General features: G+C 73.0%; 11 protein-coding genes. All 11 read right to left on the reverse strand.

Annotation, left to right across the window (positions count from 1 at the left end):
* Positions 1 to 5: 5 nt before the first annotated feature.
* The 11 genes from D0T12_RS10300 to qcrC all read right to left on the reverse strand — a co-directional run bounded on the left by D0T12_RS10300 (position 6) and on the right by qcrC (position 13,979).
* Positions 6 to 686, reverse strand: a complete 681-nt coding sequence (locus D0T12_RS10300) for an NAD(P)H-binding protein (RefSeq protein WP_117399279.1) — start codon at positions 684 to 686, stop codon at positions 6 to 8.
* A 153-nt stretch (positions 687 to 839) separates the two neighbouring features.
* Positions 840 to 2,075, reverse strand: coding sequence for a DUF1996 domain-containing protein (locus D0T12_RS10305; RefSeq protein WP_117399280.1), 1,236 nt, complete (start codon positions 2,073 to 2,075; stop codon positions 840 to 842).
* Between the two features lie 43 nt (positions 2,076 to 2,118).
* Positions 2,119 to 2,757: a DUF4142 domain-containing protein gene (locus tag D0T12_RS10310; RefSeq protein WP_233525952.1), complete on the reverse strand. Its 639-nt coding sequence runs from the start codon at positions 2,755 to 2,757 to the stop codon at positions 2,119 to 2,121.
* 128 nt (positions 2,758 to 2,885) lie between these two features.
* Positions 2,886 to 4,400 carry an NADH-quinone oxidoreductase subunit NuoF family protein gene (locus tag D0T12_RS10315; RefSeq protein ID WP_117399281.1) on the reverse strand — a complete coding sequence of 505 codons (1,515 nt, stop codon included), beginning with the start codon at positions 4,398 to 4,400 and terminating at the stop codon, positions 2,886 to 2,888.
* Complete coding sequence (locus D0T12_RS10320) at positions 4,397 to 5,194, reverse strand: hypothetical protein (protein ID WP_147339468.1); 798 nt, start codon at positions 5,192 to 5,194, stop codon at positions 4,397 to 4,399. The genes D0T12_RS10315 and D0T12_RS10320 overlap by 4 nt, the downstream gene beginning before the upstream one ends.
* The gene (locus D0T12_RS10325; protein WP_147339469.1) at positions 5,175 to 7,127 is read right to left on the reverse strand and encodes a hypothetical protein; all 1,953 of its coding nucleotides are present in this window, start codon (positions 7,125 to 7,127) and stop codon (positions 5,175 to 5,177) included. Before D0T12_RS10325 ends, D0T12_RS10320 begins: the two co-directional genes overlap by 20 nt.
* Before the next feature lie 309 nt (positions 7,128 to 7,436).
* The gene (locus tag D0T12_RS10330) at positions 7,437 to 8,978 is read right to left on the reverse strand and encodes a penicillin-binding transpeptidase domain-containing protein (RefSeq protein ID WP_117399284.1); all 1,542 of its coding nucleotides are present in this window, start codon (positions 8,976 to 8,978) and stop codon (positions 7,437 to 7,439) included.
* A 133-nt stretch (positions 8,979 to 9,111) separates the two neighbouring features.
* Positions 9,112 to 10,236, reverse strand: coding sequence for a glycosyltransferase family 4 protein (locus D0T12_RS10335; protein WP_117399285.1), 1,125 nt, complete (start codon positions 10,234 to 10,236; stop codon positions 9,112 to 9,114).
* A gap of 82 nt (positions 10,237 to 10,318) precedes the next feature.
* Positions 10,319 to 11,944, reverse strand: coding sequence for a cytochrome bc1 complex cytochrome b subunit (qcrB, locus tag D0T12_RS10340; RefSeq protein WP_117399286.1), 1,626 nt, complete (start codon positions 11,942 to 11,944; stop codon positions 10,319 to 10,321).
* Positions 11,941 to 13,071 (reverse strand): cytochrome bc1 complex Rieske iron-sulfur subunit, encoded by a 1,131-nt coding sequence (gene qcrA / locus D0T12_RS10345; protein WP_117399287.1) that lies wholly within the window; start codon positions 13,069 to 13,071, stop codon positions 11,941 to 11,943. The genes qcrB and qcrA overlap by 4 nt, the downstream gene beginning before the upstream one ends.
* Positions 13,068 to 13,979: a cytochrome bc1 complex diheme cytochrome c subunit gene (gene qcrC, locus D0T12_RS10350; RefSeq protein ID WP_117399288.1), complete on the reverse strand. Its 912-nt coding sequence runs from the start codon at positions 13,977 to 13,979 to the stop codon at positions 13,068 to 13,070. The genes qcrA and qcrC overlap by 4 nt, the downstream gene beginning before the upstream one ends.
* Positions 13,980 to 14,027 lie beyond the last annotated feature (48 nt).

Here is a 14,027-nt window from a genome sequence, read left to right on the forward strand (position 1 = left end):
CCCGCCTAACGACCGCCGCCGAGCGCCGGACGCAACGCCGCGACGGCGTCCTCGACGCGGGTCGGGCCGTTGAGCAGGTCGAGCGTGCGGTGGCGGACGTCGGACGCGTCGAGCAGCGCCACGATGACCGCCGCCACGTCGTCGCGGGTCACCACGTCGTGCCCGATGGGCGGGTCGGCGAGGGTCACCAGGCCGGTGGGCGGGTCGTCGGTGAGGCGCCCCGGCCGCAGGATCAGCCAGCCGAGGCCGTCGCGGCGGCGCAGGTCGTCCTCCGCCTCGCCCTTGGCCCTGAGGTAGGCCTCCCAGACCTCGCCGCGACCCGGCGCGGGCGTCTCGCCCGCGCCCATCGCGGAGATCTGGACGAAGTCGTGCACGCCCGCGCGTTCGGCCGCGTCCGCCATGAGCACCGACGCGGCGCGGTCGACGGTGTCCTTGCGCGCGGCGCCGCTGCCCGCCCCGGCGCCCGCCGCGAACACGACGGCGTCGGCTCCGGTCAGGTGACCGGCGACCTCGTCGACGCCGGCGGACTCCAGGTCGCACACGACCGGATCGGCGCCCGCGGCCCGCACGTCCGCGGCGTGGTCGGGGTCGCGGATGAGGCCGAGCACGGTGTCGCCCCGCGCCGCCAGCGGCCGCGCCAGCCGCAGCGCGATCCGCCCGTGCCCGCCCGCGATCACGATGTTCATACCGCGATCGTAGGGCCGGACCCCGTCCGGGGACGGGGACGCGGCCGGTGAGGCGCGCCGTCGACAAGCCGTGGCGGGCACGTCGTCTCCTCACCGGCCGCGCGTTCGGGGCCCCCGGGATGCGGTCCGGATCTCCCGGACGCGCGTGTCCGGTCAGCGGCGCCGACCGGAGTTGATGGCGGTGACCGCCTGCCGCATCAGCCGGTCGCTCATCACGTTGATGAAGTCGCCGTGGTCGGTCACCGGGTCGTGCCCCTGCTCGGGGAACGAGTCGAGCGCGAACGCCAGCGCCCTGGCGGGCACGTCGTAGACCAGCGTCATCCGCAGCTGCGGCACTGCTCGGGTACCGCTCGGGCACTGACCGGTCCGCTCGTCGGGGAACAGGATGTGGTCGCGGTGGTTGGCGCTGTCGGTGTTGCGGCCGTCCCAGCAGCTCGGGAAGTTCAGCACGCGGACCACGTCGCTGCCGCGCGGGCACAGCGGGTACTTGTCGGTGAACGCCCGGTTCTCGAAGCCGGTGCACGTCCACTGCGCGTTGGCGTTGGCCCCGCCGTTCGTCGCCGACTTGGCGTCTCCGGTCGCCATCCGGATGAACCGCGGCATCGCGGTCACCTTGCCGTTCGGGTTGCCGAGGAACTGGAGGCGCACCCGGGAGGGTTCGACGATGCTGCCGACGTTGCCGTCCAGGCGGCTCTGCTCGGCGCGGTCGGAGCCGTCCTGCCCGGACCGGAGCCGCAGCACCGGCCAGAAGTAAGCGGACTTGTCGCCGTTCGTGCAGGTCGTCCCGGCGGCGGCGAGGGTCTCGTCGGTGGAGAACGCGTCGGTGTCGAGGTTGCCGACGTAGTCGTGGATGTGGTGCGCGCCGTTCACGACGCCGGGCGCCGCGACGACGTTGTCGGGGTTGCTGTGCGCCTGGCCGTCGTTCGTCCCGCAGTTGACGGAGAAGACGCCGCGTGAGCCGCGGCGGCTCTGCCTCGGCTGCTGCACGCGCGGCGCCCTGCGGATGCTGACGAACTGGTCGCGTCTCGGGCCCTGCGTCACCCCGTCACCGTTCTGACCGCCGTTCTGACCGCCGTTCTGGCCGCCGGGGCGGCGTGGGTCGGCGGTTCTGGAGTCCTGCTCGCCCCCACCTCCCTGGTCGCCGTCGTCGGTCGGTTCGGCGGACGGAACGGCGGACGGATCACCGGTCGGCGCCCCGGTCGGGTCGCCGCTCGGATCGGCGGTCGGGTCGCGGGTCGGATCGGCGTTCGGGTCGGCGGTCGGATCGCCCGCGAGCTTCTGGACGACGCCGACGTCCGCGGCCGCGACACCGGTCGCGGCCTGGCAGACCGACGAGGCGAGGGCGAGCGCCGGAATCATCACGGCGAAGGCTTTTCTCTTTCGTCTCATGGAAAGGTGCTCCCTATGAGGGGGGATATTGCGAGGGATGACGTCAATGGAGGGCGCGCCTGGGTACCAGTCCGGTGCTCTCCAGCAGAGACATGTGCGTGTTGACGAATTTCAGCGATCGTTCGGCGAACGCGCGGATCTCGGTGTTCTCGGTCTGCGCCCGCACCGTGGCGATGACGGCGAAGACCTTTCCGTGCGCGGCGCGCAGCCGCAGGACGAACGTCTTGTCGTACTCGGTCCCGTACTTGCCCGACATCTCTCTCAGCCAGCTCTTCTGGCTGCCGTTGGGCTCGGTGGGAAGGAGCACGCCGAGCCGCTGCGCGGTGGCGCGGGCGTCGGCGTCCAGCTGCATGTGCTGCTGCATGATGATCTCGCCGACCTCGCGGACCCGCGGCATGGCGGCCCGCTGCTGCGCCTGCTGGCCCGCGGGAATCTCCCACAGCCCGGCCTGCCGGACCGCGACGAGCAGTTTCCGGTCCGCGGTGCTCAGCCGTCCCCAGCGGGTGTTGACGGTGCCGCCGAGGTTCGCCGCCCCGCTGGCCGGAACGCCGACCGGATTCATGACGACCGCGAACGCGGCCCCCACGGCGGCCACGGCCGCCAGGACCAGCAGGACGCGACCCCAGCCGAGGCGCCGGCGCCGCGGCGGGCGCGATTCGGCGTATCCGTAGGATTTCCTCAAGGAACTTCTTCCTCCTTTCGAGGATCTCTCGACGGACCCGGCACGGGTTTGGTGGGAGATACGCACCGGGCCGGTTCCGAGGTTCAACGGTGTTCGTCCTTTCCGATTTCTTTCGGCTTCCGGAATGGTCAGGAACGGCGCGCCGCCGGGGCGCCGGGGACGCCGCCGACGACGCGCAGCGCGAGCGCCGGGCACATCGCGACCGCCTTCTGCACGTCCTTCTCCATCCAGGACGGGATGTCGGTGCCGAGCACGACAGGGAACCCGTGGCGGTCGAGCTGGATCAGCTCGGGGACGAGGTAGGCGCACAGGCCGTGCCCGTCGCAGCGGCTCCAGTCGATCGCGACCCGCCCCTCCGTTCCGTCCGGCACCGGCAGCGGCAGCACCCCGTAGGTCGCGAGGCCGCAGCCGCCGCCCCACCGGTGCGCGTCGATGTCGTCGCCGAACGCCTCCATCGCCGACACGACGAACTTGGCGGTCCCGTCCGGGTGGGTGCAGGCGCCGCGGCCCCGGCCGACGGCCGCGGCGCGGCGGACGTCCTCGACCGTCCCGGCGCCCTCGGTGAGCGCGTTCAGGGACCGGACGACGTCGGGCAGCCCGAGCCGGCACGGCCCGCACTGCCCGGCGGACTGCGCGGCCAGGTACGCGGCGATCCTGGTGACCTCGCCGAGCGGGCAGGTGCCCTGCGTGAGCGGCAGGACGATCCCGGCGCCGACCGTCCCGCCGACCCGGCGCATCCCGGCACGCGACAGCACGGCCCTGGACACCGCCGCCGGGTCGAGCCACATCCCGTGGTAGCCGCCGACGAGCACGCCCGGGGACGGCGGCACCCGGCACCGGTCGAGGACGGCCTGGAGCGGCGTGCCGAGCGGCGCCTCCACGACCTGGGTGCCGCCGACGGTGAGCAGCGTGGTGCCCGGCTCGTCCTGCGTGCCGGCCGACGCGTACAGGTCGGGGCCGAGGGAGACGAGCACGGCGAGCTGCGCGAACGTCTCGGTGTTGGACAGCAGCGTCGGGTGGCCGTCCACGCCGGACTCGGAGGCGCGGACCTTGACGCCCGGCGGGATCGGCGTCTCCCCGTTGATCGCGCGGACGACCGCGCCGCTCTCCCCGGAGATGAACCGCTCCGTCAGCCGGACGATCCGCGCGGGCATCCGCCGTTCGCCGATCGCGGCGCGGACCGACCGGGCGGCCTCGTCGTCCTCGACGGCGACGACGATCCGCTGGGTGCCGAGCGCGGACGCGGCGAGCTGCGCGCCGTCGAGGACCAGATGCGGCGCCCGGGTCAGCAGCACCTTGTCCTTGGCGCTGCCGGGCTCGCCCTCGGCGCCGTTCACCACCACGACGACGTCCTCGCAGGAGCCGCGCCCGTCGCGCCGCTCGCCGGGCAGCGGCGCCGGGTCCGCGGTCGGGTACCGCACCCGCGCGGCCACCGCCGTCAGCTTGCGGGCGAAGGGGAAGCCTGCGCCGCCGCGCCCCCGAAGGTCGACCTGTTCGGCCGCCCGGACCAGGTCCTCCAGCGTCGGCGCGCGGAGCTTGCCGTGGACGGCGAGGTGCCGGTCGAGGTCCAGCCGGTCGAACCGGTCGAACCCGAGCGTCAGCCGCGGACCGCCGATGCCGGAGACGGTGACGGTCGAGGTCATCGCAGGACCTCGGGATCGCGGAGGTCGCCGGTGCCGCCGCGGGCCGCCGCGGCGGCGCGGGCCTCCTCGTGCTCCCAGGCCGCCGTGGCGCGCCGGTCGCGGCGCCGCCCGGCGCCGTCCGGCCGCGTGAACAGGTCGGTCTCGTCGCCGGCGCGGGACGGCTCCCGCGGTTTGATCACGACGATGATCCGGGTGATCAGTGCGAGGACGACGAACACCACGCTCAGCACGTAGGACAGCACCACCCACGGCGCGGCGGACCGCCCGGCGATCAGCCCGTGCACGATCGCCATCGGCCAGGAGACGTAGGCGAGGACGTGCATCGACCGCCACACCCACGCGTTGCCGCGGAACGCGAACCGCGCCCGCGACACCCCGGTGATCACAATGATGATCATCATGTCGGCGGCGATGGTGCCGAGCCCGACCGGTCCGGCGGACGGGACGACGATCTGGGTGGGCAGCGCCAGCCCCGCCATCACCTTCACCGAGACGTGCGCGACCAGCATCGCGGTCGCCACGACGGCGGCGGCGCGGTGCAGGGCCTGCGCGAGCACCCGGTGCCGGATGCGCAGGATCAGCCGTTCGGTCGCGAGCAGCCCGCTCATCACCGCGGTGGTGTAGGCGAGCAGCGCGAACACCCCGGCGTAGAAGTTGAGGAAGTACTGCACGTTCGCGACCGCGACGGCGCCCTGCGGGGTCGCCGCGCCGACGAGGACGAGCACCGCGCCGACGAGCACGACGCGCAGCGCCCAGCCGGGCACGGCGGGGTCATCACTGTGGCGAATTCTCACCGATCGGACTCCTCTTCTGGGTTGCGGCCGCCGCCGGAGCTGCGGCCGGTCCCGCGCCGTCCTCCGGGGGAACGTCGGAGGGCGGTGGGGACGGCGGGGAGGACGGGGAGGTCGGGGTCGTCGGGGACTCGTCCGCCGGCGGGACCGGGCCGAGGTTGGCCAGCAGCCCGCCGGGGAGCACCTGGAGGACGCCGCGTTCGGCGAACCCGCGCGATGGCTCGGCGTCCTCGCGGAACGTCCAGCCGCCGATCCGCGCGCCGGCGAGTGGGACCGTTCCGCCGCCGCGGCGGACCCCGAACGCGACCTCGGCGCGGGGCGCGGCGGCACCGCCGCACGGCCGGACGGTGCCGGTGCGGCCGAGCGGGTCGCCCCGTTCGACGACGGCGCCGTCGCGCGGCTCCGCCGGCACGTCGCCGACGTGGTGGTAGGTGGTCGCGACGCCGCTCGGATGGATCACCATGAGCATCGCGTGACCCGCCGGGTCGGCGCAGAAGCGGTAGAGGTGACCGTCGCCGGACGCGAGGACGCGGCCGTCGCCGCCCGAGAACGCCAGCGACGCCAGCGGGCGCGGGGTCGCGGATCCGTCCGAGGTCGTCATCGACCACGCCTCGCCGATCTTCCACGGCAGCATCAACTCGGCTCCGCCGCGTGCGCCCGTGACGACCGCGGCGGCCTGGGCGGCCGTGACCGTCGCGTACCGGCGCAGGGCCCTGGCCTCCGCGACCGGCATGACGTTCGTGGGGACGGCGCCGAGCAGGTCGTCGAACAGGCGCCCGCCGGACAGGGCGACCTGCCATTCCCGGCCCGTCCAGCGCGCCGCGTAGAACGCGACCTCGGGGTTCGCGGCGCTGGCGGCCGGGACGGGGATCGCGGTGGTGCCGAACACCCAGGTCTTGTCCGCGCTGGTCCGGGTGGTGCCCACGATCGGCGCCGCGTTGGGCGCGGCGCCGTAGGCGCGGCGGGCGGCGACGCCGCGCTGTTCCAGCGTCAGCTTCCGCACCCGCGTGGTGAGCAGCCGCAGGTCCGGGCCGCTTCGCGGGTCCGGCGCGCCGCTCTGACCGGGCCGGGGGTCCCGCCGCGCGGGATCGTCGGAGCCGCCGCCGGACTTCGGCGGCGTGAGCGCGCGCTCGGAGCCGATGGGGCCCGACGGCCCGCCGATGGGTCCGCCTTCCAGCAGGGCCCGCTCGGCGATGCCGAGCAGGGAGAGGCCGACGGCGGTGGACAGCACGATCGCGCCGATGCCGAGCCGGTCGCTCGGCCCCCGGCCGCGCCGCGGCCGCGCCTTCGGCCCCGGCCTCGGCGGGACGCCGTGCCGTGCCTGACGCTCCGCGCGTCGCCGCGGACGTGACCGCTCGGGCCCGGCGGTACGTTCGCCGCGCCGGGACCCGGCCCGGCGCGGCGGGGTCTCGCGGGAACGGTCTCGGCGCGGGGCGGGTCCGCCCATCCGCGCGTCGTTCCGCTCGGGCATGGCGCCGAGCCGTTCGGTCCGGGCGTCGAACCGGTCACCGCTGTCCCGCGGCGGTCCGCCCAGTGGGTCCGGTGGCCGTGTCGGGGTCTCGGGGGGCCGGTTGCGCGCACCGAACCGGTCGGTGCGCGCGTCGTACCGCCGTTCGTCCCACGCGTCGTTCCGCCGCGAACCGTCGTCCCGCCGTGGACGGGGTCGCGGTCGCCCAGCACGCCCGCGGGACCGTTCCGCCTCGGCCTTCTCGCGCCGTTTCGTCTCGCGCCGGCTCGGCCCGCGGCGGGACGATCGCCGTCCGCGCTCGAACCAGTCCGGCTGCTCCGACCACCAGGACCCCTCGGGCCACTGCGGCTCCTCGGACCTGGGCCCCTGCCGGGGCTCGGGTCTCGACGAGGGGCGCGGGGGCGTCTCGGCCCACCGTTCGGCATGCGTATCGTTCCGGGACGCATGCCCCATATCGCGTCGCGCCATGCCCTCTCCTGTGGAGGAGACGGAGGGCTCGGCGAACGCCGGTCGGCTCCGTGCCGTCAGGCTGCTCGCCCGGCGGCGGTCCCGCTGAGACATCGGGTACCGCGGTACGGGAGCCCGCTCGCTCCAACCGCGTTCCCCGAGCGGATCTCCATTCGGATCCGCTCGATCACTCCGGGGAGCATACGCCCCATGAGTCACTCAGACGCGCGTTGGTGCGAAAAAACGTGCCATCCCCATCTCGCGGTCGATCCGTTCTCCCCTCCAGTACGCGCGAACCGCGTGACGCGTTCACGCGTCCGCGCGATGAGTTCAGCGCGGTTTCTGGAGGAAGCGGGCCGCCAGCGGCACCGCCACCTTCGGGCCCGAGCCGCCCGCCTCGACGAAGACCGAGAACGCGATGTCGTCGCGGTAGCCGATGAACCAGGCGTGCGACCGGCCGTCGCCGAGTTCGGCGGTGCCGGTCTTGCCCGCCGTGCCGTTCGGAAGACCGGCCCCGGCGGCGGTGCCGCCGGTGACGACCGCCGTCATCATCGTGCGGAGCGCCGCCGCCCCCGGCACCCCGCGGGGCTCCGGCGTCACTCCCCCGCCCTCGCGGATCAGCTTCGGCGACAGCAGCCGGGGCGACCGCCAGGACCCGTCCGCCACGGCCGCGGCGACCGACGCCATCAGCAGCGGGCTCGCCTCGACCCGGCCCTGCCCGATCGCCGCCTCCGCCAGTTCGGCGCCGTTCCGCGGCTCGGGGAAACTTCCGTCCACGGCGTTCACCCCGGGGGTGATCGGCACTCCGAAGCCGAAGCGGCGGGCGCTCGCCGCCAGCCTGTCCGCGCCGAGCCCTTCGACCGCGAGCCGCGCGAACGTCGTGTTGCAGGACGCGGCGAACGCGCCCCGCAGCGTCGTCCGGCCGAGCGCGTGGTCCTCGTCGTTGCGGATGGTGCGTTGCGCCGTGACCACGGAGGCCGGGCAGTCCGCCGCGGTCCCGGCGCCGGAGCCGTCCGCGACCAGCGCGCCCGCCGTCACCACCTTGAACGTCGACCCGGGCGGGTAGCGGCCGATGATGGCGCCGAGTCCGCCGAGCCCGTCCGCCACGGCGAGGATCTCGCCGCTCTTCGACCGGACCGCCACGATCGCTGCCCGTTCCGGGGCGGACTCCAGCGCCTTCTCCGCCGCCGCCTGGACCCGCCGGTCCAGCGTCGTCTCGATCTTTCGGCCCTTCTCGACGCCGAACAGCTTCACCCGCTGCGGTCGCCCGCCGTCGTCACGAAGTTCGACCGCCCAGGCGGTCTGCTCCTCGGCCGCGTCGAGCCGGGACGCGATGCCGGCGATATAGGGGGCGAGCGTTCCGTCGTCCGGCAGCGGCCGCCCGTCCCGCGCGGTCAGGGACAGGGCGGGGACGTTCACCTGCCGCATCGCCCACTGGCCGTCGCCTCTCAGCCCCGGATACAGCGTCGCGGGCGACCACAGGACACGCCACCGCCCCTCCCGCCGTCCGAGCCGCAGTTCCGAGGTGAACGACCAATCCCCCTGCCCGGCGAGATTGCGTCTCACCAGATAGTCAACACGGGCGTCGTCCGGCCCGGACCGGACGACGGGACCCGGCTTCAACTCGATGGTGGTGACCGCGAGCCCGTCCGACAGCGCCTTGTGCTGCGCGGCGAAGCTCGCGGGCGGATCGGTGACGAACCCGCGCATCTTCTCCAGGTCCCCGTTCCGCCACGCCGCGAAGTATCCGGCCGTGACCCGCTCGGCGGTGTCGGCGTCCTTGTCGGGACGCAGCATCCAGCCCGCCACGAGACCCGCCACCATGACGACCGCTAACAGCCCGGCCAGCACCGCCACGCCCCGATACCGCATCCGTCCACCTCCACCTACCGACTGACATCGATGATGATCATCTCAGTGTCCGGATGTTCGTACATGAAATGGAACGCGGCAATCACTACTATTTGGGGAATGCCGTCATCCTTCTGACCTGACGGCCCGTGTTTCAAAAAGTGAGAAGCGTGTCCAGGCGGGCCGACTGGGTCTCCCAGCGCCATTCGCCTTCGATCCAGAATCGCCCCTTCTCACCCATTCGGCGGGCCAGGTCAGGGTCGGAGAGCAGGGCGGTGACGGCCTCGGCGACCCGGGGAACGGAACGCCCCGGCACGACGAGCCCGGTCTCCCCGTGCAGGACGGCGTCGGGCGCGCCGCCGGAGTCCCCGGCCACGACGGGAAGGCCGGTGGCCGACGCCTCCAGGTAGACGATCCCGAGGCCCTCCACGTCCAGACCGCGACGGCGGGTGCGGCACGGCATCGCGAACACGTCGCCCGCGTCGTAGTGGGCGGGGAGCTCGTCCCACGGGACGCCGCCGGTGAACACGACCGACCCGTCCACGCCGAGGGAGACGGCGAGGCGCCGCAGGGCGGGAAGATAGGGGCCGCCGCCGACGATGAGGAGCGCCGCGTCCGGGACCGCGCGCAGGACGCGCGGCCACGCGTGGAGCAGGGCGTCCTGGCCCTTGCGCGGCACCAGGCGGGACACGCACACCGCCACCGGACGGTCCGACAGGCCGTGCCGGGCCCTGATCTCGGCGCCGCCCGCGCCGGGACGGAAGACCTTGTCGTCCACGCCGGGCGCCAGGCGGGCCATGCGCGCCGCGGCCTCCGGGGACAGCGCGTCCGCCATCCGGGATCGGGTGTACTCGCCGAGGTAGGTCAGCGCGTCCACCGCGTCCCCGATACGGCCGAGGAGGTTCCGCGCGACCGGCAGGGACGCCCAGCCCGCCTCGTGGCCGTGCGTGATCCCGACGAGCCGCGCGGCGCCGCGCCGCCGCAGCGCCGGGGCCAGCAGGCCGAGCGGCGCCGCCGCCCCGAACACCACCGAGTCGCAGCCCTCCGCGCGCAGGACGTCCCCCGCCCGGCGCAGCACGGTCGGCTCGGGCAGCATCAGCGGGCCCGGGTGCCGGACGACCGGGAACGGCTGCTCCGCGTCGAACGCCGCCGCGCCCTTCCACGCCGGGGCGTACACGACCACCGCGCCGGGCGGGCGCCGCGCCGCGAGGCCGTGGACGAACGCCTGGATGCCGCCCGGGCGGGGCGGGAAGTCGTTGGTGACGAACAGGGTCCTCATCGTCGGTCCAGCGGTCGTCCGTCCAGCATAGGAAGGGGCCCGGCGCCGTCGTGACGGCGCCGGGCCCCCGAGGGTCTCCGGGTCAGTGCTTGACCTGGGAGTCCGATCCGCTCTCGATCGCCTCGTGCTCGCCGTGCCCGTGCTCCTCGACGGGGATGTCGTCGAAGGTCCACGCGCGGCTCAGCCGCGACCGCAGATGCCCGATCGGGCCCTTGGCGCCGGGAGCGGGGACGCCCCTGGCGTCCCGCGCGGGCGCCTCCGGCCGGGCGTTCTCCTTCGACAGCAGGACGATCTTCTCCTCCTCGCGCGGCGCCTCGTGCCGCTCGGAGAACCCGCCCTCCGGCGACATCATGATGACGCCGCTCTCCACGCCGTGGCCGATGACGTCGGCGTCCCGGCGCTGGAGGCCCAGGCAGATCCGCTTCGTGATGATGAACGCCACGATCGGACCCAGGATGACCGTCACACGGAAGAACCACGTCGTGGCGAACAGCGACACGTGGAACCGCTCGGCGAGGACGTCGTTCGCGCCGGCGAGCCACAGCAGCCCGTAGAACGTCACGGCGGCGATACCGGTCGCGGTGCGGACCGGGGCGTTGCGGGGCCGGGTGTTGACATGGTGCTGGCGTTTGTCGCCGGTGATCCACGCCTCGATGAACGGCCAGGCCATCGCGCCGCCGAAGACGATGCCGAGCGGCAGCGTCGCCGGGATCAGCACGTTGAAGCTGACCGTGTGGCCCCACGCGCTGATCTCCCAGCCCGGCATGATCCGCAGGGCGCCTTCCAGGACGCCCATGTACCAGTCCGGTTGGGAACCGGACGAGATCGCGCCGGGATCGTACGGGCCGAACAACCAGATCGGGTTGATCTGCGCGAACGCTCCGAGCAGCGCCGTGACCCCGAAGGTGAACAGGAAGTACGCGCCCGTCTTGGCCATGAACACCGGGTAGAACGGGTAGCCGTACACCTGCTTCTCGGACTGGTTCTTGACCGGCATCGCCGTGTGCTTCTGATGCCACATGATCATCATGTGGGCGGTGACCAATCCGAGGATCAGACCCGGTATCAGCAGGATGTGCAGCACGTAGAGGCGCGGGATGATGTCCTGGCCGGGGAACTCACCGCCGAACAGGAACATGTACCCGTAGGTGCCGACCAGCGGGATCGACTCCAGGACGCCCTGGGTGATCCGCAGACCGGTGCCGGACAGCAGGTCGTCGGGCAGCGAGTACCCGAACAGGCCCTCCAGCATGCCGATCATGAACATGTTGATGCCGATGAGCCAGTTCAGCTCGCGCGGCTTGCGGTACGCGCCGGTGAAGAACACCCGCAGCATGTGCGCCAGGATCGACGCCATGAACAGGATCGCGGCCCAGTGGTGGATCTGCCTCATCAGCAGACCGCCGCGCACGTCGAAGCTGATGTGCAGCGTCGAGGCGTAGGCCTCGGACATCTTCACGCCCTGGAGCTTCGTGTACGAGCCATCGTACACGACCTCCTTCATGCTCGGCTGGAACCAGAGCGTCAGGAACGTCCCGGTCAGCAGCAGGATGACGAAGGAGTACAGGGCGATCTCGCCCAGCATGAACGACCAGTGGTCCGGGAAGACCTTCTTGACGTTGCGCCGGAAGAAGGTCGTGGAACCGAGCCGCTCGTCGATGAAGCCGAGCGTGCCCTCGATCGCCTTCGGTGCGGTCGTGTCGCTCATCCGCGCTCCCAGAAGCTCGGTCCGACCGGCTCGTGATAATCGCTGGTCGCGATGATGTACCCGTCCTCCACCGACAGCGGAAGCTGCGGCAGCGGCCGCGCCGCCGGACCGAAGATCACCTTCGCGGCGTCGGTGGCGTCGAAGGTGGACTGGTGGCACGGGCACAGGATGTGGTGCGTGGTCTGCTCGTACAGCGCGGCCGGGCAGCCGACGTGCGTGCACACCTTGGAGTACGCCACGATCCCGTTGACGTGCCAGTTCTCGCGTCCCTTGGCGGGCTTGAACTGGTCCGCGGGGACGTTGATCAGGATGGTGACCGCCTTGGCGTTCTGCGTGAGCACCTCGTCCTCGGGCACGTGCTCCTCGACGCCCTCCGGCAGCACGGTGATCATGCTGCCGGGGGTGGCGAAGTCGCTGACCCGCAGCGGGCGGTGGGTGCCGTCCACGACCAGGCGGACGCCCTTCTTGCCCTCCTGCTGCGCCCGCCGCACGGCCTCGCCCCAGTAGGTGTGGCGGAGCCGCTTCTCCGGCAGCGGGCCGAGGTCGCGCAGCAGCACCAGCGGCGCCAGGCCGAGCGGCGCGGCGGCCAGCAGCAGAGTGCGGCGCAGCAGCGGCCGCTTGGTGATGCCGCTGTCCTCGGCGCCCTCCATGAAGTCGCGGGCGAAGGCGGCCCTGGACTCCTCGTCGGACACCAGCTCGTGCCGCTCCTGGACGATCGGCTTGCTGGTCATCAACCGGCGCACCCAGATCGTCACACCGGCGGCCAGCGCCAGGAACGACAGCGCCATCGTCCCGCCGAGCCAGAAGTTGGACTCGCGGGCGCGCAGCACGCCGTGCATGCCGCCGTCCCGGCCGCTCCACCCGATGAAGTAGGCGATGAACGTCACGCTGGACGCGAACGCCACCAGGAACAGGGTCGCGACGACCCGCTCCGCCCGCTTCATCGACGCCTCGTCGAGCTGCTCGCCCACCCCGGCGGGCGCCGAGATGTCGTCCTCGGCGAGCAGGGCCTTCTCCTTCGCGGGGGACGGCGTGCCGACGATCCGCTCGCGCCGGGCGCCGCCCTCGCGGGCGTCCTCCTCGCGGGGTTCCTGGCCGCCCGCGGTGTCCTTGTTGTCGTCGCTCATGACTTCTTCAGCTTCTTCGGCTTCTTCGCGGTGATCCACATGGCCGCCAGCACGAGCAGGCCGATTCCGATCAGCCAACCGGCCAGGCCCTCGCTCACCGGGCCGATGCGGCCGAGCCCGTTACCACCCGGGTTGGGCTCCTCGCGCGTCTGCACCAGGTAGGCGATGATCGCCTGCTTCTCCTTCGGCGTCAGCGTGGTGTCGTTGAACACCGGCATCGCCTGCGGGCCGGTCAGCATGGCCTCGTACATCTGGGTGGGCGTGACGTCGTCGCCGCTCAGCGGCGGCGCGTACTTGCCGCCCGTCAGCGCCCCGCCCTGGCCGGTGAAGCTGTGGCACTGGGCGCAGTTGGTGCGGAAGAGCTTGCCGCCGAGCGCGACGTCGCCCTTCTCCGGGTCGACGGCGGACGCGGGCGGGACCTCGGGGCCGCCGCCCAGCGACTGGATGAAGGCGTTCAGGTCGCGCAGGTTCTTCTCGGCCCGCGCCTTCTGCTTCTCGGCCGCCTCCCGCTCCTCGTGCTCCTCGTAGTCGGTCTTGATCGAGGTGTCGAACGGAGGGATCGGCTCCTTGCGCGGAATCTGCGCGCCGGGGTTGGCCGCGGGCATGCGGCCCGTGCTGACCTGGAAGTCGACCGACGCGGCGCCGACACCGATGAGGCTCGGCGCGATCGGCTTGCCGTCGGCGTCCTTGGTGCCCTCGGCGTTCTGGCCGTGGCAGCTCGCGCAGTTCTTGTTGAACAGCTGCTGGCCGTTCTTCAGGTCCTGCGCGGCCTGGGCGCTGCTCGTCGCCTCGGCGCGGTCAGACTGCGGCGAGAACCCGGCGTAGATCACGCCGATCGCCGCCAGGGCCGCCAGCACGACGGCGTAGCCCGCCCACGGGCGCCGTCGCCATGCGGTGATCCTTTTCACGGAAATCCCCGTTCGGGTCATGTCTGGTGGTCGGTCAGGGTCGTCTGG

Origin of the sequence: Actinomadura spongiicola (assembly GCF_003432485.1) — a bacterium.
Lineage (GTDB): Bacteria > Actinomycetota > Actinomycetes > Streptosporangiales > Streptosporangiaceae > Spirillospora > Spirillospora spongiicola.

Bases quoted from the DNA above. Each gene is read 5' to 3' on its own strand.
- D0T12_RS10300 (WP_117399279.1), bottom strand. From the start codon at position 686: ATGAACATCGTGATCGCGGGCGGGCACGGGCGGATCGCGCTGCGGCTG.
- D0T12_RS10305 (WP_117399280.1), bottom strand. From the start codon at position 2,075: ATGAGACGAAAGAGAAAAGCCTTCGCCGTGATGATTCCGGCGCTCGCC.
- D0T12_RS10315 (WP_117399281.1), bottom strand. From the start codon at position 4,400: ATGACCTCGACCGTCACCGTCTCCGGCATCGGCGGTCCGCGGCTGACG.
- D0T12_RS10325 (WP_147339469.1), bottom strand. From the start codon at position 7,127: ATGGCGCGACGCGATATGGGGCATGCGTCCCGGAACGATACGCATGCC.
- D0T12_RS10330 (WP_117399284.1), bottom strand. From the start codon at position 8,978: ATGCGGTATCGGGGCGTGGCGGTGCTGGCCGGGCTGTTAGCGGTCGTC.
- D0T12_RS10335 (WP_117399285.1), bottom strand. From the start codon at position 10,236: ATGAGGACCCTGTTCGTCACCAACGACTTCCCGCCCCGCCCGGGCGGC.
- qcrB (WP_117399286.1), bottom strand. From the start codon at position 11,944: ATGAGCGACACGACCGCACCGAAGGCGATCGAGGGCACGCTCGGCTTC.
- qcrA (WP_117399287.1), bottom strand. From the start codon at position 13,071: ATGAGCGACGACAACAAGGACACCGCGGGCGGCCAGGAACCCCGCGAG.